Source organism: Paraburkholderia jirisanensis, assembly GCF_054782355.1.
Window position 1 is genome coordinate 451,850 of sequence record NZ_BAAGSQ010000027.1, and the last position, 25,743, is coordinate 477,592.

23 protein-coding genes are annotated in these 25,743 nt (G+C 64.6%); 14 read left to right on the plus strand and 9 right to left on the minus strand.

Annotation, left to right across the window (positions count from 1 at the left end):
* The first annotated feature begins 11 nt into the window (after positions 1-11).
* On the plus strand, positions 12-251 hold the full coding sequence (locus ACYVNQ_RS24805) for a hypothetical protein (RefSeq protein ID WP_460905618.1): 240 nt from the start codon (positions 12-14) through the stop codon (positions 249-251).
* A 46-nt stretch (positions 252-297) separates the two neighbouring features.
* Here the strand turns inward: ACYVNQ_RS24805 and rfaE2 are convergent, their stop codons facing one another.
* The 6 genes from rfaE2 to ACYVNQ_RS24835 all read right to left on the minus strand — a co-directional run bounded on the left by rfaE2 (position 298) and on the right by ACYVNQ_RS24835 (position 6,760).
* Positions 298-792, minus strand: a complete 495-nt coding sequence (rfaE2, locus tag ACYVNQ_RS24810; RefSeq protein WP_460905621.1) for a D-glycero-beta-D-manno-heptose 1-phosphate adenylyltransferase — start codon at positions 790-792, stop codon at positions 298-300.
* Between the two features lie 206 nt (positions 793-998).
* Positions 999-1,880: a ferritin family protein gene (locus ACYVNQ_RS24815; protein WP_460905624.1), complete on the minus strand. Its 882-nt coding sequence runs from the start codon at positions 1,878-1,880 to the stop codon at positions 999-1,001.
* Between the two features lie 640 nt (positions 1,881-2,520).
* A complete protein-coding gene (locus ACYVNQ_RS24820; protein ID WP_460905627.1) occupies positions 2,521-3,309 on the minus strand; it encodes a PhaM family polyhydroxyalkanoate granule multifunctional regulatory protein in 789 nt (262 codons plus the stop codon).
* Between the two features lie 156 nt (positions 3,310-3,465).
* Positions 3,466-4,308 carry an enoyl-CoA hydratase/isomerase family protein gene (locus tag ACYVNQ_RS24825; RefSeq protein WP_460905630.1) on the minus strand — a complete coding sequence of 281 codons (843 nt, stop codon included), beginning with the start codon at positions 4,306-4,308 and terminating at the stop codon, positions 3,466-3,468.
* A gap of 139 nt (positions 4,309-4,447) precedes the next feature.
* Complete coding sequence (locus ACYVNQ_RS24830) at positions 4,448-5,647, minus strand: ABC transporter substrate-binding protein (protein ID WP_460905633.1); 1,200 nt, start codon at positions 5,645-5,647, stop codon at positions 4,448-4,450.
* 123 nt (positions 5,648-5,770) lie between these two features.
* A complete protein-coding gene (locus ACYVNQ_RS24835; RefSeq protein ID WP_460905636.1) occupies positions 5,771-6,760 on the minus strand; it encodes a fumarylacetoacetate hydrolase family protein in 990 nt (329 codons plus the stop codon).
* 184 nt (positions 6,761-6,944) lie between these two features.
* Here ACYVNQ_RS24835 and ACYVNQ_RS24840 point away from each other — a divergent pair, with 184 nt between their 5' ends.
* The 6 genes from ACYVNQ_RS24840 to ACYVNQ_RS24865 all read left to right on the plus strand — a co-directional run bounded on the left by ACYVNQ_RS24840 (position 6,945) and on the right by ACYVNQ_RS24865 (position 14,824).
* Complete coding sequence (locus tag ACYVNQ_RS24840) at positions 6,945-7,856, plus strand: IclR family transcriptional regulator (RefSeq protein WP_460905639.1); 912 nt, start codon at positions 6,945-6,947, stop codon at positions 7,854-7,856.
* A 267-nt stretch (positions 7,857-8,123) separates the two neighbouring features.
* A complete protein-coding gene (locus tag ACYVNQ_RS24845; RefSeq protein WP_460905642.1) occupies positions 8,124-9,419 on the plus strand; it encodes a DUF3108 domain-containing protein in 1,296 nt (431 codons plus the stop codon).
* A 479-nt stretch (positions 9,420-9,898) separates the two neighbouring features.
* The gene (locus ACYVNQ_RS24850; protein WP_460905645.1) at positions 9,899-10,156 is read left to right on the plus strand and encodes a BTH_I0359 family protein; all 258 of its coding nucleotides are present in this window, start codon (positions 9,899-9,901) and stop codon (positions 10,154-10,156) included.
* Positions 10,157-10,366: 210 nt separating this feature from the next.
* Positions 10,367-11,458 (plus strand): homocysteine S-methyltransferase family protein, encoded by a 1,092-nt coding sequence (locus tag ACYVNQ_RS24855; protein WP_460906091.1) that lies wholly within the window; start codon positions 10,367-10,369, stop codon positions 11,456-11,458.
* Between the two features lie 186 nt (positions 11,459-11,644).
* A complete protein-coding gene (metH, locus tag ACYVNQ_RS24860; RefSeq protein WP_460905648.1) occupies positions 11,645-14,362 on the plus strand; it encodes a methionine synthase in 2,718 nt (905 codons plus the stop codon).
* Between the two features lie 249 nt (positions 14,363-14,611).
* Positions 14,612-14,824, plus strand: coding sequence for an acid-shock protein (locus ACYVNQ_RS24865; RefSeq protein WP_460905650.1), 213 nt, complete (start codon positions 14,612-14,614; stop codon positions 14,822-14,824).
* 262 nt (positions 14,825-15,086) lie between these two features.
* Here ACYVNQ_RS24865 and ACYVNQ_RS24870 read toward each other — a convergent pair whose 3' ends face one another.
* Positions 15,087-15,413, minus strand: coding sequence for a DUF1840 domain-containing protein (locus tag ACYVNQ_RS24870; protein WP_460905653.1), 327 nt, complete (start codon positions 15,411-15,413; stop codon positions 15,087-15,089).
* Between the two features lie 408 nt (positions 15,414-15,821).
* Here ACYVNQ_RS24870 and argS point away from each other — a divergent pair, with 408 nt between their 5' ends.
* The 7 genes from argS (at position 15,822) to ACYVNQ_RS24905 (ending at position 23,708) form a co-directional block, all read left to right on the plus strand.
* Positions 15,822-17,606 (plus strand): arginine--tRNA ligase, encoded by a 1,785-nt coding sequence (gene argS / locus ACYVNQ_RS24875; RefSeq protein ID WP_460905656.1) that lies wholly within the window; start codon positions 15,822-15,824, stop codon positions 17,604-17,606.
* A gap of 131 nt (positions 17,607-17,737) precedes the next feature.
* Positions 17,738-18,505 carry an SPOR domain-containing protein gene (locus ACYVNQ_RS24880; RefSeq protein WP_460905659.1) on the plus strand — a complete coding sequence of 256 codons (768 nt, stop codon included), beginning with the start codon at positions 17,738-17,740 and terminating at the stop codon, positions 18,503-18,505.
* A 41-nt stretch (positions 18,506-18,546) separates the two neighbouring features.
* Positions 18,547-19,185, plus strand: coding sequence for a thiol:disulfide interchange protein DsbA/DsbL (locus ACYVNQ_RS24885; protein WP_460905662.1), 639 nt, complete (start codon positions 18,547-18,549; stop codon positions 19,183-19,185).
* 17 nt (positions 19,186-19,202) lie between these two features.
* On the plus strand, positions 19,203-19,979 hold the full coding sequence (locus ACYVNQ_RS24890) for an SDR family oxidoreductase (RefSeq protein WP_460905664.1): 777 nt from the start codon (positions 19,203-19,205) through the stop codon (positions 19,977-19,979).
* 46 nt (positions 19,980-20,025) lie between these two features.
* Positions 20,026-20,841, plus strand: a complete 816-nt coding sequence (locus ACYVNQ_RS24895; RefSeq protein ID WP_460905667.1) for a helical backbone metal receptor — start codon at positions 20,026-20,028, stop codon at positions 20,839-20,841.
* 144 nt (positions 20,842-20,985) lie between these two features.
* Positions 20,986-22,581, plus strand: coding sequence for an ABC transporter substrate-binding protein (locus tag ACYVNQ_RS24900; protein WP_460905669.1), 1,596 nt, complete (start codon positions 20,986-20,988; stop codon positions 22,579-22,581).
* Between the two features lie 239 nt (positions 22,582-22,820).
* A complete protein-coding gene (locus ACYVNQ_RS24905; protein ID WP_460905671.1) occupies positions 22,821-23,708 on the plus strand; it encodes a DUF1521 domain-containing protein in 888 nt (295 codons plus the stop codon).
* Between the two features lie 304 nt (positions 23,709-24,012).
* Here ACYVNQ_RS24905 and ACYVNQ_RS24910 read toward each other — a convergent pair whose 3' ends face one another.
* Entirely contained in the window at positions 24,013-24,426 is a 414-nt protein-coding gene (locus ACYVNQ_RS24910; RefSeq protein WP_460905673.1) for a hypothetical protein, read from the minus strand.
* Positions 24,423-25,742, minus strand: coding sequence for a FliI/YscN family ATPase (locus ACYVNQ_RS24915; protein WP_460905675.1), 1,320 nt, complete (start codon positions 25,740-25,742; stop codon positions 24,423-24,425). Before ACYVNQ_RS24915 ends, ACYVNQ_RS24910 begins: the two co-directional genes overlap by 4 nt.
* Position 25,743: the final 1 nt, after the last annotated feature.

Genomic DNA, 25,743 nt, shown 5'->3' on the forward strand with positions numbered 1-25,743 from the left:
AGATTTCACCGATGCTGCGCTGGCTGATCACCTTGCTCGTCATCGCCAATGCAGTGGCGTTCGCCGCTGCTCAAGGCATGTTCGGAGCGACGCCGGCCGCAGGCCCGCGCGAGTCGTATCACCTGAACCGGCAAATTCGCCCGGAATGGCTGCGCGAGCAACCGATGTCGGCTGCCGATGCGCAGGATCAGGCGGTGGTCGGCGGCCCGGCGCCGGTCGCGCCGATTGCGGCGTCGGCGCTGGCGCCATAAGTAAGCGCGGCGGTGGTATGCCGCGCGTGTGCGTCAATGTCAGCCTTCAGCCTTGGCCCGGCTGCTGCGCACGGACCTTCTTCAGCAGCGCAGTCGTCGAGCGGTCATGCTCGAACGGAATTGCCAGCGCCTGGCCACCCCAGCCGCGCACCAACGCCGATTCCGGCAGCACGTCCATGTCGTAGTCGCCGCCCTTCACCAGCACGTCCGGGTGCAGCGCTTCGATCAGCGCCAATGGCGTGCGCTCGTCAAAACGCACCACCCAGTCGACGCTTTCCAGCGCGGCGAGCAGCGCCATCCGGTCGTCTTCGCGATTGATCGGGCGATCGTCGCCCTTGCCGAGCATCCGCACCGACGCATCGCTGTTCACGCCGACGATCAGGCATGCGCCTAGCGCTTTGGCATCCGCCAGATACGTGACGTGGCCGCGATGCAGGATGTCGAAGACGCCGTTGGTGAACACCACGGGTGCGGACAGCGTCGGGCGGAGTTGGGCAAGTGCGTCGCGCGTCGTGAGCTTGCGTTCGAAGAAAGCGGTCATGGTGGATTCGGCGATGAATTCAGCGGAAAGCGGTCAGGGTGCCGCACACGATACACGGTGCGAGTCGACCTCGGCAAAGATTGCGGCAAGGCCGGGAATGGCAGCAAAGCGCTTCGGCTGTTTGCGTGGCGCATGGCCTTGAAGACAAAACGGCCCGGCTGGACTCACGCCCGCCGGGCCGTCGCTGCGCTTTGCGCGCATCCGTTTTACGCAGGTTGCTGCGCCGTACCTTGCTGGTCGGCCGCGGCCTGCAGCCGCGTCACCACTTCCTTGCGATAGCGGTTCAATTCCTGCGCGGTGTTGAAGGTGCGCTCGAACAGCACCGACAGATTGTGCAGGATCCGCTCGACCACCTTCTTCTCCCAGCCGTCGTCGAACAGGATCTGCTCGTCGAGCCAGCGCTCGAGCCATTCCGGATCGGGCAGACGCGATTGCACGGTATCGCGCGGGAACAGCGCCTGGTTCACGTGCAGGTTGGTCGGATGCAGCGGTTTTTCGGTACGGCGCGCCGACGCCATCAGCACACCGATCTTCGCAAACGAAGCACGCGCGACGTCGCCGAAATTGACGAGTGCCTTCTTCATGTAACGAAGATATGCGCCACCGTGACGCGCTTCGTCGCGCGAGATGGTTTCGTAAATATGCTTGATGACCGGTTCGGTATGCCATTCGGCAGCCCGGCGGTACCAGTGATTCAGACGGATTTCGCCGCAGAAATGCAGCATCAGGGTTTCGAGCGGCGGCGCCGGATCGAACTCGAAGCGCACCGCATGCAGTTCGTCTTCAGTCGGGACGAGGTCCGGCTTGAAGCGACGCAGATACTCCATCAACACCAGCGAATGCTTTTGCTCTTCGAAAAACCACACGCTCATGAACGCGGAGAAATCGCTGTCGTGGTGATTGTCGCGCAGGAACATTTCCGTGGCGGGTAACGCGGACCATTCGGTGATCGCGTTCATCTTGATCGTCGCGGCCTGTTCGTCGGTGAGCAGCGCCGCATCGAACTTGTCCCACGGGATGTCTTTTTCCATGTCCCATCGGACAGATTCAAGCGATTTATATAGTTCCGGATAAAGCATGGTGTTCATCATCCCACCCCTGTTCTGCGCAAGGCGACGTCTGTTGTCTGTCTGGTACTGCGATTGCTGCGGCTGCCGCGGTTGTTGCTACATTGACTACTGTTGCTGCTGACGAACGAAAACCGCGCCTTCGTCAGCGCAGCACGCAATTTTACGCGGTAATCGGTGCCTGGAAAAACTGTGGCAAAGAAATACCAGCGGCGTTTTAAGCGCTTGCGAAAAGCAGGATCTTGCGCCTGATACTGCGCACACCTCGCTGCTTCGTATCGCAATACGCGCCCAACCGTGGGTGAGGGAGACCCTATGCCTGAGGTCAAGCTGGTCTGCGGCGCAACGCCGCAGTATCGAACCCTGCGCAGATCTTGCCTGCGCGCTGCGGCCGCTGAATTGTTCTGTTCGTGCGGGCTCGCGGGTTAGAAAAACCTTACACCCATGATAGCACGCGTATTTGACGCAAATTCGCAACGGCGCCGGCATGATAAACCGATTAACGGTGCCGTTGATGCAGAGCAAGAAAACTGCGCGCGGCCGGCCGGCTCGTCGCGCGCGACGGACCACCCGGATGCCGCGCCGCGTCAAGCGGCGCGGCCGCCAGCCGCGCATCGTCAACCGTCAGCTTTGGCTGCGCCGCTGCGCGAGCCGGAATGCATCATTCCGGCCGCTCCGAGCCCTTCTTCGACGCCGGCGCAGTGGCGCGCTTCGCGCCAACCGGCCGCTTTGCCGTCGCCGGCTTTGCTGCTGCTGCATGCCGCGTGTCGCCGCTGGCGCTGGTTTCTTCTGCAGCGCCTTTGCCGTGCGCGGAGTGCTCGTCGTCAGCAGCCGGCGCGCCTGCCGCGGCCGCCTGGTCGCCCGTTGCGCCGCCCGCGGCGCCAGGCTGCGTCATCGCGAACTGGGCAATCTGATTGAATTGGGACTGCAGCAGATTCCACCAGCCTGACGCATCGAACGCCGGTGGCGCGGCCGTGTCGCCGGCTTCCGGCGCCGCGCCGGCGTTCGGCGTGGCGCGCGTGTCCGGGCCGGCTGCGAAGCCCGGCGCGGCCGCGGCGGAGTCGGACGACGCCGTGCCGGCGGCCGGCTGCGCCATCGACGACTGCGCAAACGCGCCGAATGCGCGCAGCGTCGCAAGCGTCGCGCGCTGCACTTCAAGCGCCTGGATCGCCGACTGCAGCATGTTCAGATTCAGCTTCAGCCATTGCTCGACGGCGCGCATGTCGGTGATGCGCTTGTCGAGCTCTTCGACATTGGTGAGCGGCGCCATCATGTCGGACATCATCGACAACGATGGCACGAGGCCTTGCGCGGCGCCCGGCTGCGCGCCCGGAAAGGCCGAGCCGAACGGCGTGAGGCGCATCATGCCCCACATCCGGTCGAGCATTTCGGCCGGCGGAAAACCGGGAAAGCCGGGAAAGGGCGGGGTGGATCCGGGTGCATCGGTCATATCGAGCTCCTCGCGGCTAATGGGACAAGCTAATCGGCACAGTAGAAAGAAAGCGCCGCAACAATACCAAACCAGCACGAAGCACGCATGTTCCATCCACTTTTGCGGTCGGCACAGGGTGCGGCTTGCGAGCCCGGCGGGCGCGCCCACCGGCCCTCATGCCTGGCCGTCCGGGAACTGCGGCGGGCGCCGCTCGCGCAGCGACGTCACGCCTTCGCGCACATCCGGGCCGGCAAAACCCATGAATTCCAGCGCCAGCGACGTATCGAAGGTCGGCCCGGCGGAACGCAGCCAGTTGTTCAATGCGTACTTGGTCCAGCGCAGCGCGGTTTGCGAACCGTGCGCGAGCTTTTGCGCCACTTCGAATGCTTTGGGCAGCAGATCGTTTTCATCTACCGCCAGCGAAACCAGCCCGATCCGCTCGGCCTCTTCACCGCTCAGCGGCTCGCACAGCAACAGGTAGTACTTCGCCTTGGCCATGCCGCACAGCAGCGGCCAGACGATCGCCGCATGATCGCCCGCCGCGACGCCGAGCCGCGTATGACCGTCGATAATGCGCGCCGACTTCGCCGCAATCGAGATATCGGCGAGCAATCCCGCAACGAGGCCCGCGCCGACCGCCGGCCCATGCATCGCAGACACGATCGGCTTGCTGCAGTTGATCACGTTGTACACGAGGTCGCGCGCTTCGCGCCACACGCGCGTGCGCACCGCGAAGTCGGTGGCCATCTGCTCGACCAGGTGCAGATCGCCGCCCGCCGAAAAGCCCTTGCCCTCACCGCGGATCACCGCCACGCGCGTGTCCGGATCGCGGTCGACGTCGCGCCAGATCTCCGCGAGTTCGCGGTGCATGCGCGCGTCGGCGGTGGCCAGCGCGCTGCGGTTCGCGCCTTCGCCGCTCATGATGATCTCGAGGATACCGTGCGGATGCCGCCGCACCCGCAACGACTGATAGTGCGCGTAAAACGCAGGATCGTTGCTATGCGCTTCGTGTGACATGGCATTCCACCTTCCACCCCGGGCTTGACGCCCATTCCACGGCTGGTTGACGAAGCGGCCGACGTGACCTTCACATGCATCTCGCCGCCGCCCATACCCGACGCAAACGAAACCTGCAGCCGCCGCGCTGCGCGCCGTTTCAGCGCGGCTGATACACCCACTTGCCGTCGCGGATCTGCACCATCACGCGAGCGCGCTGATCGAGGCCAAGGTGATCGGTCGCGCTCATATTGACGACACCATTGGTATCCGCAAGCGCGTGCGTCGCTTCGAGCGCATCGCGCAGTGCGCGGCGAAATTCGGGCGTACCGGGCGCCGCGCTTTTTAGCGCGACCGGCACCGCCTGATTCAACAGCATGCTCGCATCCCACGCGTACGAGCCGAATGCCGACACGCTGTTGGGTCCGCGTTGCGCTTCGAAGCGCTTGATGTAGTCGAGCGCAAGCATGCGCGCCGGATGATCCGCAGGCAATTGCGCCGCGACCAGCACCGGGCTCGCCGGCAGGAACGTGCCGTTGCAATCGGCACCGCACACACGCAGGAAATCGTTATTGCCGACCCCATGATTATGGTAGATCTTGCCTTTGAAGCCGCGTGCGATCAGCGTTTTCGGCGGCAGCGCGGCAGGCGTGCCGGCTGCGCCGACCACCACCGCATCGGGATGCGCGGCGAGAATTTTCAGCACCTGGCCGGTGACGCTCGGGTCAGTGCGATTGAAGCGTTCATTCGCCACCACGCCGATGTGATGAATCTGCGCGAACTTCGCCACTTCGGCATAGAAGGTTTCGCCGAGCGCATCGGCCTGGCCGATATACGCAAGCGTCTTCACGCCGTGCTCGCTCGCATGTTCGGCGATTGCGGAAGCCATCATCGCATCGGTTTGCGGCGTCTTGAACATCCAGCGGCGCTTCGCGTCGACCGGCTCGATAATTTTCGCCGACGAGGCGAGCGAGATAGTCGGCGTCTCGCCTTCGGCGATCACGTCGATCATCGCGAGCGTGTTCGGCGTGATCGACGAACCGATAATCGCGTCGACGTGGTTTTCGCTGATCAGCTTTTTGGTGTCCTGTACCGCTTGCGTGGTATCGGATGCGTCGTCGAGCACGATGTATTCGACTTTCTGCCCGGCGATTTCCTTCGGAAACAGTGCGACAGTGTCGCGCGCCGGAATGCCGAGCGACGCGGCCGGTCCGGTCAGCGACAACACGAGGCCGATCTTCACCTGCGCGAGTGCCAACCCCGGCAACAGACTGCACGCGCCGCCCAGCGCGGCAGCCCGCGGCCCACCGCGCAACACCCGATGCGTCCACAGCAATCCAAACCATGGCAAGCGCCGCATGCGGGTCTCCTGTTTGTCTGTTTTAGCTTGTCGGTACCGGTTGCATGCGCGACCCGAGCGCCGCTCGCGCGAACGTCAGTGTAGCGGCGCGCGGCGCCCTTGCTATCGGGCGAAACCCTTTCGCTAGGCGTCGGCGAGCGGCGCGACCGACTGCTCGATCGAGCCGAAAATCGACTTGCCGGCTTCGTCGAACATCTCGATCTTCACCGTATCGCCGTATTTCATGAACTCGGTCTGCGGCGCGCCGTGCTCGATCGTTTCGAGGCAACGCTTCTCCGCAATACAACAGTAGCCACGTTTGGCATCCTTGTTCGACACCGTGCCCGAACCGACGATGCTGCCTGCACGCAGATTGCGCGTCTTCGCCGCGTGCGCGATCAACTGGCCGAAGTGAAACACCATGTCGGTGCCGGCATCGGGTTGGCCGACTTTCTTGCCGTTCCAATGCACGATCATCGGCCGATGCACACGGCCTTCGCGCCACGCGTCGCCGAGTTCGTCGGGCGTCACCGCGAGCGGCGCAAACGCAGTGGCAGGCTTGCTCTGGAAAAAGCCGAAGCCTTTCGCGAGTTCGGCGGGAATCAGATTGCGCAGCGACACATCGTTGACAAGTGTGACAAGCCGCACGTTCTTCAATGCCTGGTCGGGCTTCACGCCCATCGGCACATCGCCGGTCAGCACCGCGAGCTCCGCCTCGAAGTCGATACCGAAGGCCTCCGATGCGCACACGATGTCGTCCTTCGGGCCGATGAAGTCGTCGCTGCCGCCCTGGTACATCAGCGGGTCGGACCAGAACTCGGGCGGCATTTCCGCGCCGCGCGCGCGCCGCACCAGCTCGACATGGTTCACATACGACGATCCGTCGGCCCACTGGAACGCCCGCGGCAACGGCGCCATGCACTGCTTCGCTTCGAACGCGAAGGTGTGGCGCGCGCGCCCCTGGTTCAGCGCGTCGTAGAGTTCGCGCAGTTGCGGCGCGTAAAAACGCCAGTCGTCGAGCGCGCGTTGCAGGGTCGCGACGATCGCATCGGCGACGGCGGCGGTTTGCAGATCGCGAGATACGACGATCAGTTGACCGTCGCGGGTGCCGTCCTTCAGCGTGGCAAGTTTCATAGGCAGTCAGGCATGTGGGTGACGATAGGAGGAATGTATTCTACGATGGTGAATCCGCGCGGCCCAACCGGCATAGCGAAATGCTCGCGCGCAGGAAGGCTGGCGCTCTGCTGGGCACGCCAGCCAGGCGCCTTGTCCAGGCGCTTCCTCGCTTTTTACCCTTTCACATTTGCATCGACCACTCATGTCACCCGTTGCCCGCTCCGCCGCTGCCTCCGCCGAACCGCACGATGCCGTCGATGACGACACCGGCGACAGTCCTGACGGCAGCGCCGACGGCAACCTGGTTGGCAACCTCGATGGCAGCGAAGAAAAACTGCGCTCGGGCATTCAATCGATCGAAGTGGGTTTCCGGCTGCTCGACGTGCTCACGCACGAGCCGCGCGCGATGATGCTGCGCGACCTCGCCAAGCGCGCGGACATGAGCCCGGCGAAGGCACATCGCTATCTGGTGAGCTTCCTGCGTCTGGGCGTAGTCGCGCAAGACCCCGTCTCCGGCCGCTACGAACTCGGCGGCTTCGCGCTGCAACTGGGGCTCGCGCGGCTCGCACGGGTCGACGGCGTCAAGCTCGCGCGCGTAGCGCTCGCGGAGTTGCGCGACGGCCTCGATCTGACGGTCGGCATTGCCGTGTGGGGCAACCAGGGGCCGACGGTGGTGCACTGGATGGAATCGAGCTATCCGGCCAAAGCGTCGCTGAAACTCGGCGATGTGATGCCGCTGCTCAGCTCCGCCACCGGGCTGCTGTTCGCTGCATATCTGCCGCGCGGCAAGACCGCTGCGATGATCGAGCGTGAGCTTGCCGATACGCGGCATTCGTCGATCGCGAACGGTCCGCGCAATCTGGACGAGGTCGGGCACGCGCTTGCCGAGGTCCGCGCGCATGGCGCCGCGCGCGTGGAAGGTATGCTGCTGCCGACCATCCACGCGTTCTGCATGCCGGTGTTCGATTCGAATGGCGAACTCGCACTCGGGCTGATCGCGTTAGGCCACGAGGGCGCATTCGATATCAACTGGAATGGCGAAGTCGACCTCGCGTTGCGCGAGTGCGCACGGAAATTGTCGTGGGAGCTCGGCTACAGCCCGACACCGCGCTGAGCGGCACGCCGATTCACGATACCGGACCGGGCGCCGGAACACACATGGGCAGCGCGCAGTCGAAACGGTTCGTCGATCGCTCGAGCATGGGACACTATGCGTCACGGATGTTGCGTGTCACGGGCACACAGTGCACCGTGTCACCGTAACATCAACACGCTGCCCGCTGTCGAACATGCTGTTTTAGATGCTGTTGTCGAATCGTCTGCTTCGTCTGCCACGTCACTACGCTGTCGTATCTTTGCCTGCGGGAAACCTGTCGCCTCGATGTCGTCTTCTTCCGCTGCACGTCCATCCGATCCGTTGCCGCATTCGGCCGCGCTGCGTCGCACGCCGCGCTGGCGCTGGGGAGTCGTGCTTGCCACGGTGATAGGTGCGCACTGGTTTGCGGCGCAGTGGTTCGATCGACATCGCGTTACGTTCAAACCGGCTGATGCGCAACACACTCCTGTGCAAGTGGCGTTGCTGAAGCCGGAACGCATCGAGCAAACGCCCGCAACGCCCACTCAGACACCTGCAGCAGCAGCGGCGCGCGCACCGGCACCCAGACCGCGCTCGCCGGCGCCGCGCGAGCATGTGCTGAGCGCCGTCAAGCCGGTGCAACAGGCGCGGCCGAATGTGGCCGAGCCCGCGCCGGCGGCCGCCGCAAGTGAAACGGCGAGCACTCCACCCGCAACGCAAAGCGCTTCCACTGCAAACGCAGCAAGCGCTGCTAACACTGCGAGCGGACCGGGTACGGCAAGCGCTCCCAGCGCCGCGAGCAGCACAGGCACCGCACCGCAAGCCGCGCCGGGCGTCAAATTTTCAGTGCCGCCATCGGGCGACCTTCAATACGATACGTTTTACAACGGCGTGCGCAATCAACCCGGTACGATTCACTGGGCAAGCGATGGCCACACGTATCAACTGGTGGTTGCCGTGCCGCTGCCGTTCGTCGGCACTTATAGCTACGCCAGCCACGGCCGCGTTGACGCTTTCGGCCTTGCCCCCGATCAATATGTCGAAACGCATGGCCGGCGCGGCCAGGATGTGACGGTCTTCAACCGCGAAACGAAGCAGATCGTGTTCACGCGCACACCGAAGACACTGGCCCTCGAAGACGGCTCACAGGACCGTTTCAGCATGATCATGCAACTCGCCAGCCTCGTGCGCGGCGATCCCGGCGCGTACAAACCGGGCGTGACACGTCAGTTCTACGTGACCGACAACGACAGCGGGGAAATCTGGCCGATCGAAACGATCGGTGACGAAACGGTGCGAACCGACCAAGGCTTCATCGATGCGCGGCATTTCACGCGGCTGCCGCGTCATGAAGGCGATCAGCGGCTTCTCGACGTATGGCTCGCGCCGTCGCTCGGCTGGCTGCCCGTACGGTTTGTCCAGACAGAACCGAACGGCACACAGGTCGAACTGTTGTGGCGCGGACAGTTGTCCAGCACCGACAGCCGCGCAGCAGACGCGCCCGCCGCAAGCCCGATCGCTCCGAGCCCGGCGGCCGACGGCGCCTCCGATACGCCGGCATCGCCGGTCGCCGATCCCGGCCCGGACTATGGAAAGCCCTGAGCGCCGTGTGGTCGAATCTGCCTTCGGAAGCAGAAGCTTCTGGTCGAACCATCACGCGCAGCGCATGTGACGCCGCGGCGTCGACCCGCGCAGCGCGGCGCATCTGCAGGCCACGCGCACGCCTGCGGCACGCCGCGCTGCGCGATTTCCACCGGCACGTTAGACTGGCGCAAGTACATAGACCGACGCAGGCAGTAACCGGCTTCACGCTACGGGCACGTCTCCTGCTGCTACGAAGCCGATAACCGCTGCAAACGCAGGTGCGCGGTTCGAAGTCCTGGATGCAACGCACCTTGCACGCGACGAGCAGTCGAAGCGCTTTACCGCATTACGCGAAACGTTTCTGCGCAAAGAGGTCTAACCCAGCAGGTCCGGAAGAAATGCCAGCGTCATCCGGACCCACCCCTTGAATTCCACGCCAAACGCTCCACGTTCGGTGCATGACTGGCCAGGAGCCAACGGAAATAAGGAGTGTCGCCATGCAAATGATCTACAACAGCCCCAACTATTGTGTCGTTGAGTTCCCGCCGCAAGACGGCCACATCGCGATGAAGTCAGGTGGTTACGAGATCGTCGACAAGAATACGCAGCGCGAGATTTACATCGACGGTGCCATGGCGGCCAGCTTCCGCGAGCACGTCCAGAAGCTAATCGAAGAAGAACCGTCGCTCGACGAAGTAGACGAGTTCCTCGGGCAATTCGATAGCCTGATGCATCAACCAGTCATCCTGCACTAAGGCTCGCCGCGGCGACACCCGTTGTATTCCAGCCCCGTCCGGTTATGCCGGGCGGGGCTTTTCATTTGCTGCACGGCTTGTGAACGTTTTACGCAGGCGGCTTCGTGCGTCCTTCCGTGTGCATTTCGTAACCTGCGACAGCGGCTATGCGCCGCTGCGACTACAATGTCGAGTTCCCTGATGAAAAGCCGGCACCCGCCCACGTTTGCCATGAACCAGCCCGCCGCTTCGACCGCTTCGACCGCCACGTCCGCTCCGACCGTTTCGTCCAGCGCCGCCTACACGCGCGGCACCGCGCTGCCCGACCTGCTCAAGTCACGCATCCTGATTCTCGACGGCGCGATGGGCACGATGATCCAGCGCTACAAGCTAGGCGAAGCACAGTACCGCGGTGAGCGGTTCAATGACTTCCCGCGCGACGTCAAAGGCAACAATGAACTGTTGTCGATCACGCAGCCGCAGATCATCAGCGAGATTCACGAGCAATACCTCGCCGCGGGCGCGGACATCGTCGAAACCAACACGTTCGGCGCGACCACGGTAGCCCAGGCCGACTACGGCATGGAAGACCTGGTTGCGGAAATGAACCTTGCGTCGGCCAGGCTCGCGCGCGCCGCATGCGACAAATACTCGACGCCGGACAAGCCGCGCTTCGTCGCCGGCGCGATCGGGCCGACGCCGAAAACCGCCAGCATCTCACCGGACGTCAACGATCCGGGCGCCCGTAACGTCACCTTCGACGAACTGCACGCCGCCTATTACGCGCAGGCCAAAGCGCTGCTCGAAGGCGGCGCGGACCTGTTCCTGGTCGAAACCATCTTCGACACGCTGAATGCGAAGGCCGCGCTGTTCGCACTCGACGAACTGTTCGAAGACACCGGCGAGCGTCTGCCGATCATGGTGTCCGGCACCGTCACCGATGCATCCGGCCGGATCCTGTCGGGCCAGACCGTCGAGGCATTCTGGAATTCGCTGCGCCACGCGAAGCCGCTGACTTTCGGCCTGAACTGCGCGCTCGGCGCCGCGTTGATGCGCCCTTATATCGCGGAGCTGGCCAAGCTGTGCGATACCTATGTGTCGTGCTACCCGAACGCCGGCCTGCCGAACCCGATGAGCGACACCGGCTTCGACGAACTGCCGGCCGACACGTCGCGGCTGTTGAAGGAATTCGCCGATGCGGGTCTCGTCAACATCGCGGGCGGTTGCTGCGGCACGACGCCCGAGCACATCGCGGCGATCGCGAAGTCGCTCGCCGATGTGAAGCCGCGCAAGTGGCCGTCGCACTATCGCGATGCGGCTTGACGTACACAAGTGCACCAGTACGCCAGGCACCCACAGCTCCCGGACGCGCCGCCGTGTGACCCTTGTCACGCCCGTCACACCCGTCACGTTCGGACGCTTGACGCCGCCAGCACCACTACGCACCATTAGCCGCTACTCCCCGTCACCGCTCGCCACGCCAACCGCTCACGCATTGAACCGCACGCCATGACCGATCACACGCTGCGCCTCTCTGGCCTCGAACCGTTCAACGTCACCACCGGGACGCTCTTCATCAACGTTGGCGAGCGCACCAACGTGACCGGCTCGAAGGCTTTCGCCCGCATGATCCTGAACGGCCAGTTCGACGAGGCGCTGGTAGTCGCGCGCCAGCAGGTCGAAAACGGCGCGCAGGTGATCGACATCAACATGGACGAGGCGATGCTCGATTCGAAGGCGGCGATGGTGCGCTTCCTGAATCTGATCGCGTCGGAACCGGATATCGCGCGCGTGCCGATCATGATCGACTCGTCGAAGTGGGAGGTGATCGAAGCGGGCCTGAAGTGCGTGCAAGGCAAGGCCATCGTGAACTCGATCTCGCTGAAGGAAGGCGAGGAAGCGTTCCTCCATCACGCGAAGCTGATTCGCCGCTACGGCGCCGCGGCCGTCGTGATGGCATTCGACGAACAGGGCCAGGCGGACACCTTCGAGCGCAAGACCCAGATCTGCAAGCGCTCGTACGACGTGCTCGTCAATCAGGTCGGCTTTCCGCCCGAAGACATCATCTTCGATCCGAACATCTTCGCGATCGCAACGGGTATCGAAGAGCACAACAACTACGCGGTCGATTTCATCAACGCAACACGCTGGATCAAGCAGAACCTGCCGTATGCGAAGGTGAGCGGCGGCGTGTCGAACGTATCGTTTTCGTTCCGCGGCAATGACCCGGTGCGCGAGGCGATTCACACCGTGTTCCTGTACCACGCGATCCAGGCGGGCATGGACATGGGCATCGTCAACGCGGGCCAGCTGGGCGTGTATGCGGATCTCGACGCCGAACTGCGCGAGCGCGTCGAAGACGTGGTGCTGAACCGCCGCGCCGACGGCACCGACCGGCTGCTGGAAAGCGCCGACAAGTTCAAGACCGGCGCCGCCAAACGCGAAGAAAACCTCGAGTGGCGCAACCAGCCGGTCGAAAAACGCCTCGCGCATGCGCTGGTGCACGGCATCACGAACTTCATCGTCGAAGATACCGAAGAAGTGCGTCAGCAGATCGCCGCCAGCGGCGGTCGCCCGATCGGCGTGATCGAAGGGCCGCTGATGGACGGCATGAACGTGGTCGGCGATCTGTTCGGCCAGGGCAAGATGTTCCTGCCGCAAGTGGTGAAGTCGGCGCGCGTGATGAAGCAGGCGGTTGCGCACCTCGTGCCGTTCATCGAGGAAGAGAAGCGCCAGCTCGCCGCAGCGGGCGGCGACGTGCGCGCCAAAGGCAAGATCGTCATCGCAACGGTCAAGGGCGACGTGCACGACATCGGCAAGAACATCGTGTCGGTGGTGCTTCAGTGCAATAACTACGAAGTGGTCAATATGGGCGTGATGGTGTCGTGCAACGACATTCTCGCGAAGGCCAAAGTGGAAGGCGCGGACATCATCGGGCTGTCGGGGCTGATCACGCCGAGCCTCGAAGAAATGGCTTACGTCGCGTCCGAAATGCAGCGCGACGACTACTTCCGCGTGAAGAAGATTCCGCTGCTGATCGGCGGCGCGACCACCTCGCGCGTGCACACCGCCGTCAAGATCGCGCCGCATTACGAAGGGCCGGTGGTGTACGTACCCGATGCGTCGCGTTCGGTATCGGTTGCGTCGAGCCTGTTGTCCGACGAAGGCGCGACGAAGTACCTCGACGAACTGAAGTCCGACTACGAGCGCATCCGCAAGCAGCACGCGAACAAGAAAGCGCAGCCGATGGTGACGCTCGCACAGGCGCGCGCGAACAAGACGAAGGTGGACTGGAGCGCGTATCAGCCGGTCAAGCCGAAGTTCATCGGGCGCCGCGTATTCAAGAACTACGATCTGAACGAGCTCGCACAGTACATCGACTGGGGCCCGTTCTTCCAGACGTGGGACCTGGCGGGCCCATACCCGGCGATCCTGAACGACGAAGTGGTCGGCGAATCGGCGCGGCGCGTGTTCTCGGATGCGAAGTCGATGCTGGCTCGGCTGATCCAGGGCCGCTGGCTGACCGCCAACGGCGTGATCGCGCTGCTGCCGGCCAACACGGTGAACGACGACGACATCGAAATCTATACCGACGAATCGCGCAGCGAAGTGCTGCTGACCTGGCGCAACCTGCGCCAGCAAAGCGAGCGCCCGGTGGTCGACGGCGTGATGCGGCCGAACCGGTCGCTGGCCGATTTCATTGCACCGAAAAGCTCGGGCGTGGCCGACTACATCGGCATGTTCGCGGTGACGGCGGGCCTCGGTGTCGACGTGAAGGAAAAGCAGTTCGAGAAGGACCACGACGACTACAGCGCGATCATGCTGAAGGCGCTCGCCGACCGCTTCGCGGAAGCCTTCGCCGAAGCGATGCATACGCGCGTGCGGCGCGACCTGTGGGGCTACGCCGCTGACGAAACGCTGTCGAACGACGAGTTGATCGGCGAAAAGTACCGCGGCATCCGCCCGGCGCCGGGCTACCCGGCGTGCCCGGACCACCTTGTGAAGCGCGACATGTTCGCCGCGCTGCAAGCAGGCGAAGTCGACATGAGCGTCACCGAATCGCTGGCGATGCTGCCGGCCGCGAGCGTGTCGGGCTTCTATCTCGCGCATCCGGACAGCACGTATTTCTCGGTCGGCAAGATCGGCAACGATCAGCTGGAAGACTACGCACAGCGGATGGCGCTGTCGAAGGCGGACGCCGAGCGCGCGCTCGCGCCGCTGCTGTAACCTCGCGCCCGCAGCGCGCGTCTACCGCGCGCTGCGCGCCTGTGCTTCGTGCCTGCGCCCTGCATCATTTCCCGGCGATATAAGCCGCCCGCGGTCCCGCGGCGGCGCTCCACTATATCGGCAGCCAAAGCCTGAAGATTTGCCGCGATTCAGGTTTCGGCTTTGTAAACTGCAACGGCTTCACCCCACCGGACGCGTCGCCAGAAACGCGCCGGCCGCTTACGTTGCAACCGTCCCGGAGAAAATCGTATGAAGAAGCTGACGCTGATGATGGCGGTCGTGCCGCTTGTCGCAGGCACCACCACGCTCGCGGTAGCGCAACCGCAGGCGCCGAATGGCTCGAGCGCGGTCAGTTCGTACTCGCCGCCGATCGAACATCGCGCGAAAAAACCGAAGCAGAAGAAGCCGAAGAAAGGCGCTTCGACACCGGCCGCCGCACCGTCGGGCGCCAGCCAGCAGTAGTGAACCGCAGCGCGCCGGGCGTGCGCCGGGCGTGCGGCAAGCAGCAAGCGGCAAGCGGCAAGCGGCAAGCGGCAAGCGGCAAGCGGCAAGCGGCAAGCACGCTACGACACACGACGCGAAGACCGGCTAAAAAAAGAGCCTGCGTTGCCATCTCGGCAACGCAGGCTCCTATATTCGGCTACTCAGCAAAACCACACTCAGCGCATCCACGACGCAGAGCAACGCAACTCGCCACCGCTCTTCGCACCGGGCATCAGCCGCGCTACACGCCCCACATGATGTCCGAATTTTCCTTCTGCGCGGCACGCATCATGTCGAGAAACGGATACGCGCGCTGCGCGAGGCCAATCGGAATCTCGTGATGTTCGTGGCCTTCTTCATTCTCGTGAAAGTGGCCTTCGTGTTCGGCGCGCTCCTGCTTGTCGGTGGCGACCGCCGCTTCGAGCTTCGAGATCGCGGCGGGCAGTTCGTCATGCGTGATGACGCCGCGCTCGCCAAGCCGCTTGCCGATAATACCCACCAGGTACTGGGCCAGATTTTCCAACATCACCACGTCCGGCGCGGCTCGACACTTGAAAGTGATCAACATGACTGCTCCCTTTTCGTTTTGTTGGCGACTCGCGCGTGGCCAAACAACTGCGAGCCGCGCCGCTTGCGCCTGAATACCGGCTCGAGCCGACAGCCCGAACCCGGCACCCCGACCCAATACCCAGCGAGGTAGCGGGCGCGCAATCTGACTGGACACGCATTGGAACATATTAGCACCTGCTAAAATCTGCTTCTAACGCGGAAAGCGCAGATCTGCCTGCTACACGGAAGGCGCGAGAAAGCGCGAGATGGCGCGGAAACAGCACCTTGCGCCCGCCGTGCCGCGCCCGGATGCCGAACACGCCGCACCCGCCGCGCGGGCAACCACCGCAACCGAATCACCGCATCCGAATCATCTACCCGGCGCATCCAGCCGTACCCGGATTGCTCCACTGGACTCGCAACAAGCATGCTGCCTGCACACAAACACATTCTCGAAACCTTGCTCGGCGACGCCGTGAAGCAAGTCGCCCAGGCCACCGAAGGCGCCGCCGAGGCCGCCTTCACGGTTCCGGCAATCGTCCTCGAACGCCCGAAGGTCGCCGCGCACGGCGACGTCGCCTGCAACGTCGCGATGCAGCTCGCCAAGCCGCTGCGCGTGAATCCGCGCCAGCTCGCGCAGCAGATCGTCGATGCACTGCTCGCGCACCCGCAGGCGCAAGGTCTGGTCGACAGCGCCGATGTCGCGGGCCCGGGCTTCATCAATCTGCGCGTCGCACCGGCCGCCAAGCGCGCGGTGGTGCCTGAAGTGTTCGCCCAGCAGGCCGAATTCGGCCGCTCGCAACGCGAAGCCGGCAAGCGCGTGCTGGTCGAGTTCGTATCGGCCAACCCGACCGGCCCGCTGCACGTCGGCCACGGCCGCCAGGCCGCGCTTGGCGATGCGCTGTCGAACGTGCTCGCGTCGCAGGGCTATGACGTGCACCGCGAGTTCTACTACAACGACGCGGGCGTGCAGATCCAGACCCTCGCGCTGTCCACCCAGGCACGCGCCCGCGGCCTGAAACCGGACGACGCCGGCTGGCCCGAATCGGCCTACAACGGCGACTACATCGCCGACATCGCGCATGACTACCTGAACGGCGCCACCGTCGCAGCAAGCGATGGCGAGCCGGTGCACGGCGCCGGCGATATCGAAGATCTCGACGCGATCCGCCGCTTCGCGGTGGCCTATCTGCGCCACGAGCAGGATATGGACCTGCAGGCCTTCGGCGTGGTGTTCGACCAGTACTATCTGGAGTCGTCGCTATACACGGAAGGCCGCGTCACCCAGACCGTCGAAGCGCTGATCAAGGCCGGCAAGACCTACGAGCAGGACGGCGCGCTGTGGCTGCGCACCACGGATGACGGCGACGACAAAGACCGCGTGATGCGCAAGCAGGACGGCACATACACCTACTTCGTGCCGGACGTCGCGTACCACGTCACCAAGTGGCAACGCGGCTTCACCAAGGTGATCAACGTGCAGGGCTCGGATCACCACGGCACGATCGCGCGGGTGCGCGCCGGCCTGCAGGGCCTCGGCATCGGCATCCCGCAAGGCTACCCCGACTACATCCTGCACAAGATGGTCACCGTGATGCGCGACGGCGAGGAAGTGAAGATCTCGAAGCGCGCGGGCAGCTACGTGACGGTGCGCGATCTGATCGAATGGTCGGGTGGCGCAGCACCGGGCTCGGAAGCCGCGCTGGACCAGCTCGACGAGGCCACCATCCGGCGCGGCCGCGATGCGGTGCGCTTCTTCCTGATCTCGCGCAAGGCCGATACGCAGTTCGTGTTCGACATCGATCTCGCACTGAAGCAGAACGACGAGAACCCGGTGTACTACGTGCAGTACGCGCACGCGCGGATCTGTTCGGTGCTGAACGAATGGAAGTCGCGCTTTAACGCCGACGAAGTGCTGCTGCCGTCGGTCGATCTCACGCCGCTGTCGAGCGAGCGCGCGATGGCCCTGCTGCAAAAACTCGCCGAGTTCCCCGACATGCTGTCTCATGCCGCCGAAGAACTGGCGCCGCACGCGGTTGCGTTCTACCTGCGCGATCTCGCTGGCGAATTTCACTCGTTCTACAATGCCGAGCGCGTGCTGGTCGACGACGCCGCCACCCGCGACGCCCGCGTCGCGCTGCTGGCGGCGACCCGCCAGGTGCTGGCCAACGGCCTCGCGGTGATCGGCGTATCGGCACCGCAGAAGATGTAAGCCCTGCGGCGGCGGCGGGCGCAACTGCGCGCCGCCGCCCGTCCATGCGACCACAAATGCGACGGCACGGCGGCCTGCCGTCGCTATAATCGACGCTCGTTCAAGATTTCCTTTTGCAGGTGATTCAGACAATGGCAAAGCCACGCCGCACAACGAAGCAGTCAAAGCAGTCCGGGGGCACGTTTCTCGGCATCGTGCTGGGCCTGATCGTCGGCCTCGCGATCGCGGTGGTGGTCGCGCTGTACATCACGCGCGCGCCGACGCCGTTCGTCGCGAAGGTCGCGCCGCCGGCCGCGTCGGACGCCGGCGCAAGCCAGCCGCAATACGATCCGAACCGGCCGCTGCAGGGCAAGAGCCCGGGCCAGCCGGTGCCGCAAGCCGCACAGCCGGCGCCGCCGAATACCGCGCCCGGCCAGACCGGCAATCAGACGCAGTCGTCGGGCATCCTCGACGAGCCGCAGATCGTCGAAGTGCCGCCGTCGGGCGCCAGCAACGGCGTCGCGGTGGCGCCGAAGGCCGCGCAAGACAACGGCGCGTCAGCGGCGGCTGCGAAGAAGCCGCAAGCGGGCAGCGGCGCCGCGGTGGCCAACGTGCCGCCGTCAGCCAAACCGGGCTCGGCCACACCCGGCGCCTCGACGCCGCCGTCCGCAGCCGACGCGAACACCGGCTACCTGCTGCAGGTCGGCGCATACAAGACTTCCGCCGATGCCGAACAGCAGCGCGCGCGCCTTGCGTTCCAGGGCTTCGAATCGAAGGTCACGCAGCGCGATGCGGGCGGCGTCACGTACTATCGCGTGCGGATCGGGCCGTTCTCGAAGTTCGAGGACATGAACTCGACGCGCCAGCGCCTGTCGGATGCCGGCATCGACACCGCGGTGATCCGCTTCACAAAGCAATAAACCTTTTGCGCCACTTCACTTCCCGAATGGGTTCACACAACATGAAAAAGCTGCTCAGCATACTTTGCCTCTCGTTTGGTCTGGTAGCCGCCTCGGCACAGGCCAGCCCGGCCGCCCCGGTAGCCGGCAAGGACTATACGGTGCTGTCGAACCCGCAGCCGGTCGAAGTGCCGGCCGGCAAGATCGAAGTGATCGAATTCATGTGGTACGGCTGCCCGCACTGCAACGAGTTCGACCCGTACCTCGAAGACTGGATCAAGAAGCAAGGCCCGGATATCGTGTTCAAGCGCGTGCCGGTGGCGTTCCGCGACGATTTCATCCCGCATTCGAAGCTGTACCACGCAGTCGACGCGCTCGGCATGGCGCAGGAACTGACGCCGAAGATCTTCCACGAAATCCACGTCAACAAAGACTACCTGCTGACGCCGGAAGACCAGGCGAAATTCCTCGCGAAGAACGGCGTCGACCAGAAGAAGTTCATGGACGCGTACAACTCGTTCTCGACGCAAACCGCGCTGCAGCGCGACAAGAAGCTGCTCGAAGACTACAAGATCGACGGCGTGCCGACGCTCGCGGTGCAGGGCAAGTATGAAACCGGCCCGGCTGCGACCAACAGCCTGCCGGGCACGCTGCAGGTGCTCGACTACCTGATCGGCCAGGTTCGCGCGAAGAAGATGTAACGCGTGCGCGCCGGTCTATGAGCACACCGCTTAAGGTTTTCATCACCGGCGCATCCAGCGGAATCGGCCTTGCGCTCGCCGCCGACTATGCGCGGCGCGGCGCGATTCTCGGCCTCGTCGCGCGACGCGCCGAGGCGCTCGCCGGCTTCCGGCAGTCTCATCCGCAAAACACCATCTCGATCTATCCGGCCGACGTGCGCGATGCAGATGCGCTCGCCGCGGCGGCGCGCGACTTTATCGCGCGGCACGGCTGCCCGGACGTCGTGATCGCGAACGCCGGCATCAGCCAGGGCACCGTCACCGGGCGCGGCGACCTGCAGTCGTTCCGCGATGTGATGGATATCAACTACTTCGGCACGGTCGCCACCTTCGAGCCGTTCGCGGCCGCGATGCGCGCGGCGCGCAGCGGCACGCTGGTCGGCGTGTCGAGCGTGGCCGGCGTGCGCGGCTTGCCTGGCTCGGGCGCGTACAGCGCGTCGAAGGCGGCGGCGCGCACTTACCTCGAGGCGTTGCGCGTCGAAATGAAGCCGCGCGGCGTCGCGGTGGTCACCATCGCGCCGGGCTTTATCCGCACGCCGATGACCGCGCACAATCCGTATCGGATGCCGTTTCTGATGGACGTCGAGCGCTTCGCCGCGCAGGCGGTGAGCGCCATCGAACGCAAGCGCAGCTATGTGGTGCTGCCATGGCCGATGCGCGTGGTCGGCATGCTGTTGCACGTCACGCCGCGCTGGCTTTACGATGCAGCGATGAAGAAGGCGCCGCACAAGCCGCGTGTGGGTGGCGCGGAATAAGGCGAGCACGCATCACCCGCATCGCCCCACCGAATCCGGGCCCACCATGAGCGCGCACGTCACCGATGCCGCAGGAGTCGAACACGCATACGCAGGCGCGAATGCGCGCATCGTCTCGCTCGTGCCGAGCATCACCGAATTGCTGTTCGCGTTAGGGCTCGACGCGCAGATCGTCGGACGCACCGGCTTTTGCGTGCATCCACGCGAAAAGGTGCGCGGCGTGCCGAAGGTGGGCGGCACAAAGTCTGTGCAGATCGATGCGATCCGCGCGTTGCGGCCCACCCACGTGATCGTCAATATCGACGAAAACACGCTGCCCACCGTCGACGCACTGCGCGCGTTCGTGCCGCATATCGTCGTCACGCACCCGCTCGTGCCGACGGACAATCTCGCGCTATACCAGCTGCTCGGCACGATCTTCGGCCGGCAGCGCGACGCACAGCGCCTGAGCAATGCGTTGCAGGCCCGGCTGCGCGAAGCCGCCGCCCGCGCGTGGCCCGTCCAGCGCGTGCTGTACGCAATCTGGCGCGAACCATGGATGACCGTCGCCAGCAACACCTACATCGCCGCGATGCTGCGCCTCGTGAACTGGCACACGCTGCCGGCCGTCGATGGCGGCGCGGCCGGCGCAACGCGCTATCCGACATTCGACTTCGACGCGCCGTGGCTGGCCGGCGTCGATCGCGTGCTGCTGTCGAGCGAACCGTACCGTTTCACGCAAAGCCATTGCGATGCGCTGGCAACAGACGCGCGTCTTGCCGGCAAGCGCGTCGAACTGATCGATGGCGAGCAGGTGTCGTGGTACGGCTCGCGCGCAATCGACGGCATCGCTTATCTTCAAGGTTTCGCCGCGCGCGGCTGAAGCTTGTCGCCGCCCACGCATAACGGCATACGCAATATGTTGTTGTCGGTGCAAGCACCGTTCGCTAAGCTTTGCCACACTACGCGACACCGCGCACCGCCTCACGCGCCGCACCACGAGATCACGACCGTTCCGGGAGATGTCATGCGTTTCACCCTGCTTGCCGCCGTATCCGCCGCCATCCTGTGCAGCGCGCCCGCGCTGGCGCTGGCCAAACCGTTGACCGTCTGCACCGAAGCGAGCCCCGACGGCTTCGACGTCGTGCAGTTCAACTCGCTCGTCACGACCAACGCGTCGGCCGACGTGATCTTCGACCGGCTGGTGGCATTCGACGAAACGACGAGAAAGGTGGTGCCCGAGCTGGCCGACAAGTGGGACATCAGCGCCGACGGCCTCACGTACACGTTCCACCTGCGGCCGAACGTGCAGTTCCAGACCACCGACTACTTCAAGCCGACCCGGCCGCTCGACGCAGACGACGTCGTCTTCACCTTCACCCGCATGCTCGACGACAGCAACCCGTGGCACAAGGTAACGGGCGCGAGCGGCTTTCCGCACGCACAGTCGATGGGGCTGACCAGGCTGGTCAAATCGATTTCGAAAGTCGATGGCCAGACTGTCAAATTCGAACTGACCGAGCCGAACGCGCCGTTCCTGTCGGTACTGACGATGGGCTTCGCGTCGATCTACTCCGCCGAGTACGCCGACCAGCTGCTGAAGGCCGGCAAACAGACCGACATGAATGCGAAGCCGATCGGCACCGGCCCGTTCGTGCTGAAGAGCTATACGAAAGACGCGGTGATCCGCTACGACGTGAACCCGACCTACTGGGGCCCGAAACCGAAGATCGACCGGCTGATCTACGCGATCACGCCCGACACCACGGTGCGCGCGCAAAAGCTGAAGGCCAACGAATGCCAGATCGCCCTTTCGCCGAAACCGCAGGACGTCGCCGATGCAAAGCAGAACAAGGCGCTGCACGTCGAGGAAACCCCGGCATTCATGACGGCCTTCGTCGCGCTGAACACCGAGAAGAAGCCGCTCGATAACCAGAAGGTGCGCGCCGCGCTGAACATGGCGTTCGACCGCACGACGTATCTGAAAACCGTGTTCGACAATACCGCGCTGCCCGCCACCAATCCGTACCCGCCGAACACGTGGAGCTACGCGAAGGGCGTGAAGCCGTGGCCGTACGACGTGGTCAAGGCGAAGAAGCTGCTGGCCGACGCGGGCTTTCCGAACGGCTTCTCGACGACCATCTGGGTACGCCCGACCGGCAGCGCACTGAATCCGAACCCGAAGGCCGGTGCGGAACTGCTGCAGGCCGACTTCGCGAAGATCGGCGTGAAAGCGGACGTGAAGGTGATCGAATGGGGCGAACTGATCAAGGAAGCGAAGCAGGGCAACCATGACACGCTGTTCATGGGCTGGGCCGGCGATAACGGCGACCCGGACGATTTCCTGACGCCGCTGTTCAGTTGCAACGGTGTGAAGTCGGGTATCAACTTCTCGCGCTTTTGCGATGCCGATCTGGACAAGCTGATCGACGACGGCAAGCGCACCTCAGACGTGGCCAAGCGCACGAAAGACTACCAGGCCGCACAGCAGATCATTCACGATGCGGCATTGTGGATTCCGCTCGGTTATCCGACCGCGGCCGCGCTGACGCGCAGCACGGTGAGCGGCTATCACGTGAGCCCGTTCGGCCGGCAAAATTTTGTGGCGGTAACCGTGCAATAACAAACGCAAGCGCGGATCGAGATCCGACGCCTGCCCCATCGAGCGGTCCGCGCCATTCGCGCGGGCCGCTTTTTTATGGGTTTTTCCGCGCGTTCGGCAAGGTATCTATGTAGCGCCTTTAGCTATCCGTAGCATCCTAGACTGCATAGGCGACGTCGATTCAGGTTCAAACCTGGGCGACGGCGTTGTGAGTTGCGAACCGCGACTCCGTCTAACGCATCAACACAGAGGATTCACCTATGCAAGCAACACAAGCGGTATTCGATAACCGCTTCACGATGTCCTACGGCAGCACGAACAGCATGTTCAACACGTATGCGCAGCTTGCGTCCAGCGCATCGCGCTTCACGAGCAACGCGTTCTTTTCGTCCGGCAGCTTTGGCTACGCGCCGCCGCGTTCGGTCACGTCGCACTTCGAGCGCGAAGTCATCCGCACGCCGAGCGGATCGGCGATCAAGACCTCGATGACGACGGTGCGCCAGCCATCCGATCCGTACGGCCGCAACGGGCAACTCGGCCCGGCCAATTGCCTCAACGGCCGCAATCACGGCTACGACAACGACCGTTGCCACGTACCGCCTCCGCCAGCATCGCGCTGCCCGCAGCCGCCGCGCAACTGTCCGTCAGGCGTCAACTGGAGCAACACACCGGTGAAGGACAACAAGGCCTCGATCGATCTCGGCGACTATCAGCTGAACCTCGACAAGAAGGACTCGTCGATCACGATGCGCAACAACCGCACCGGCGACACGACAAAAATCTGGGGCGATCCGCACATCGATCTGCACGACGGCACGGCGAACAAGGCAAGCGGCACGTTCAAGGGTTCGACAACCTTGAATCTGAACGACAACACGAAGGTGACGGTGACCCCCAAACCGGACGGCAATTCCGCTGTCACCTACGCCGACCAGGTGACAATCACAAACGGCAAGGACTCGATTCAGATCAGCGGCCTAAGCGAGAAGAGCAAGCGCCCGCTGTCGATCGAGCGCGGCCATAACGGCTACGCGCTGGATGCGGTGACGCCGGACGGCTATTCGCTGATGGAGAACTGCAGCGGCACGGGCTGGATCGATCCGAACACCGGCAAGGAGCCGACCAAGGCGGATTTCGCGAAGGTGTGACGGACGGCGCGACGCATGCCGGGCAGGTGCGATTTAACGTAAAGACCTGCCCGGCACGAGTCGCGGAACCGGGGGCGTCGCCGCGCGAGCGGAATGGCGGCGCTCGCTGCCGGGTCGCGAGAGGTCGCGATGAACGGCTAGGCCGGTTGGCCCCGCTGATCATGCAAGCCCCGTCAAGCATCAACTCCGTCACGCGTGCAATGCCTCTTACGCGCCCGTTGCTCTGCGCGAGCTCGACGCGTACCCCGCTTTTTTCGCCAGATCGCAAACGCTCGCCGCTGTCCCGGCAAACCGCACACACCACTCACTCATCCCGCAACGCCGCGTTGAGCTTGCGCGCGCGCTGCTGCGCATCCTTCTGCCCGGCAATTTCCCGCTGCAAGCTCGTCGACGCGTGCGTCACTTTCGCGGCCGCCGCGCGCTGACGCTGCATCGCGCCGGCCAGCGCGCGCACCTGCGCATCCTTGCGCGCATCGTGCCAGCGCAGCGCGTCGCGCCACAGCCGGCCCGCGCGCTCGCCGTGGACACACGACAGCAACAACCTGCCGCGTTGTGCCTCGTGCTCGCGCAGCGCCGCGCGGCAGCGCTCGGCTTCCTGATCGGCGGCGCGCACTTCCTGTTGCGCATCGGCCAGCGCACGCCGCTTACGTTCAACCCGCAGCCCGCGCACACGCGTGAGCAGTCGCCACAATTGCAGGCTGCGCTTCCCATCGCTCACCGGCGCGCTCCATGGCGCAGCGCATGCAACGCGGCATGCGTGCTGGCCCACGCACATTGCTCGTCGTAGGCCTGGCGCAGGAAGTCGTTCACCGCGGCATGCCGCTCGATCGCCTCGTCGCTGGCCGGATCGCTGCCGCGCTGGTACTCGCCGATCTGCAACAGCAATTCGACCTCCTGATAGCGCGCCAGCCAGCCACGCACCCGGTCGGCGGCAGCGCGATGCGCGGCGTCGGTCACGCGCGTCATCACGCGGCTCTTGCTTTTCAGAATGTCGATCGCCGGATAGTGCCCCGCGCCGCCCAGCCGGCTCGACAACTGGATATGCCCGTCGAGCAGCGAGCGCGCCTCTTCGGCGATCGGGTCGGACAGTTCCTCGTCTTCGGCCAGCACCGTGAAAAATGCGGTGACGCTGCCGTGCTGCGTAAGCCCTGCCGCTTCGATCAGGCGCGGCAGCTCGGCGAATACACGCGGCGGATAGCCGCGCCGCACCGGCGGCTCTCCAACCGCCAGACCGACTTCGCGCAGCGCGCGCGCATAACGGGTCAGCGAATCGAACAGCAGCAGCACGCGGCGCCCGGCGGCACGCAAACCGCTGGCCACACTGCACGCTAGCTCAGCCGCCTTGATCCGCTCGGCCGCGGGCCGCTCGGAAGTCGAAGCAATCACCACCGACGAGTCGCGCCGGTGCGAGAGGTGATCGTGAATAAACTCCGACACTTCTCGGCCACGCTCGCCGATCAGCGCCACCACGATCGAGTCGACCTGCGCGCCGTTCGCGATCATGCCCATCAGCGTGCTCTTGCCGCCGCCTGCCGGCGCGAAGATGCCGACCCGCTGGCCGACGCCGCAGGTGAGCAAACCGTCGAGCGCGCGCACGCCGGTCGCGAACGGTTCCGCGATCACCGGCCGCTCGAGCGGGTTGATACTGGCAAGCGTCGCCGCATGCCGTTCTGCTTCACGTGCCGGGCGCGGCGCGGGGCCGCCGTCGAGCGGCCGGCCCAGCCCGTCGAGCACGCGGCCTTGCAACCCGAGCGGATCGAAGCGTCCCCAGTCAAGGCCGCAGCCGTGCACCTGGGTGATGTTGGACAGGCCGGCGAGGCCGTCGAGCGGCATCACCAGCGCGCCGTCGGCGGTGAAGCCGACCACCTCGCCCATTTGCGCGTCGAGCGTATCGGGCCGCACGAGCCGCACCATCTCGCCGATGCGCAGCGATACGCCGACCGCGCGCACCACAATACCGCGCGCCTCGGCCACCCGGCCGTACAACGCGGGCTCGCCGGCCGGCACCGGTACACGGTATGCGAAGGGTTCCATG

What these genes read in the sequence shown, in the direction of transcription:
- ACYVNQ_RS24805 (WP_460905618.1), top strand. Translation starts at nt 12, where the DNA reads ATGCTGCGCTGGCTGATCACCTTGCTCGTCATCGCCAATGCAGTGGCG.
- rfaE2 (WP_460905621.1), bottom strand. Translation starts at nt 792, where the DNA reads ATGACCGCTTTCTTCGAACGCAAGCTCACGACGCGCGACGCACTTGCC.
- ACYVNQ_RS24815 (WP_460905624.1), bottom strand. Translation starts at nt 1,880, where the DNA reads ATGAACACCATGCTTTATCCGGAACTATATAAATCGCTTGAATCTGTC.
- ACYVNQ_RS24820 (WP_460905627.1), bottom strand. Translation starts at nt 3,309, where the DNA reads ATGACCGATGCACCCGGATCCACCCCGCCCTTTCCCGGCTTTCCCGGT.
- ACYVNQ_RS24825 (WP_460905630.1), bottom strand. Translation starts at nt 4,308, where the DNA reads ATGTCACACGAAGCGCATAGCAACGATCCTGCGTTTTACGCGCACTAT.
- ACYVNQ_RS24830 (WP_460905633.1), bottom strand. Translation starts at nt 5,647, where the DNA reads ATGCGGCGCTTGCCATGGTTTGGATTGCTGTGGACGCATCGGGTGTTG.
- ACYVNQ_RS24835 (WP_460905636.1), bottom strand. Translation starts at nt 6,760, where the DNA reads ATGAAACTTGCCACGCTGAAGGACGGCACCCGCGACGGTCAACTGATC.
- ACYVNQ_RS24840 (WP_460905639.1), top strand. Translation starts at nt 6,945, where the DNA reads ATGTCACCCGTTGCCCGCTCCGCCGCTGCCTCCGCCGAACCGCACGAT.
- ACYVNQ_RS24845 (WP_460905642.1), top strand. Translation starts at nt 8,124, where the DNA reads ATGTCGTCTTCTTCCGCTGCACGTCCATCCGATCCGTTGCCGCATTCG.
- ACYVNQ_RS24850 (WP_460905645.1), top strand. Translation starts at nt 9,899, where the DNA reads ATGCAAATGATCTACAACAGCCCCAACTATTGTGTCGTTGAGTTCCCG.
- ACYVNQ_RS24855 (WP_460906091.1), top strand. Translation starts at nt 10,367, where the DNA reads ATGAACCAGCCCGCCGCTTCGACCGCTTCGACCGCCACGTCCGCTCCG.
- metH (WP_460905648.1), top strand. Translation starts at nt 11,645, where the DNA reads ATGACCGATCACACGCTGCGCCTCTCTGGCCTCGAACCGTTCAACGTC.
- ACYVNQ_RS24865 (WP_460905650.1), top strand. Translation starts at nt 14,612, where the DNA reads ATGAAGAAGCTGACGCTGATGATGGCGGTCGTGCCGCTTGTCGCAGGC.
- ACYVNQ_RS24870 (WP_460905653.1), bottom strand. Translation starts at nt 15,413, where the DNA reads ATGTTGATCACTTTCAAGTGTCGAGCCGCGCCGGACGTGGTGATGTTG.
- argS (WP_460905656.1), top strand. Translation starts at nt 15,822, where the DNA reads ATGCTGCCTGCACACAAACACATTCTCGAAACCTTGCTCGGCGACGCC.
- ACYVNQ_RS24880 (WP_460905659.1), top strand. Translation starts at nt 17,738, where the DNA reads ATGGCAAAGCCACGCCGCACAACGAAGCAGTCAAAGCAGTCCGGGGGC.
- ACYVNQ_RS24885 (WP_460905662.1), top strand. Translation starts at nt 18,547, where the DNA reads ATGAAAAAGCTGCTCAGCATACTTTGCCTCTCGTTTGGTCTGGTAGCC.
- ACYVNQ_RS24890 (WP_460905664.1), top strand. Translation starts at nt 19,203, where the DNA reads ATGAGCACACCGCTTAAGGTTTTCATCACCGGCGCATCCAGCGGAATC.
- ACYVNQ_RS24895 (WP_460905667.1), top strand. Translation starts at nt 20,026, where the DNA reads ATGAGCGCGCACGTCACCGATGCCGCAGGAGTCGAACACGCATACGCA.
- ACYVNQ_RS24900 (WP_460905669.1), top strand. Translation starts at nt 20,986, where the DNA reads ATGCGTTTCACCCTGCTTGCCGCCGTATCCGCCGCCATCCTGTGCAGC.
- ACYVNQ_RS24905 (WP_460905671.1), top strand. Translation starts at nt 22,821, where the DNA reads ATGCAAGCAACACAAGCGGTATTCGATAACCGCTTCACGATGTCCTAC.
- ACYVNQ_RS24915 (WP_460905675.1), bottom strand. Translation starts at nt 25,742, where the DNA reads ATGGAACCCTTCGCATACCGTGTACCGGTGCCGGCCGGCGAGCCCGCG.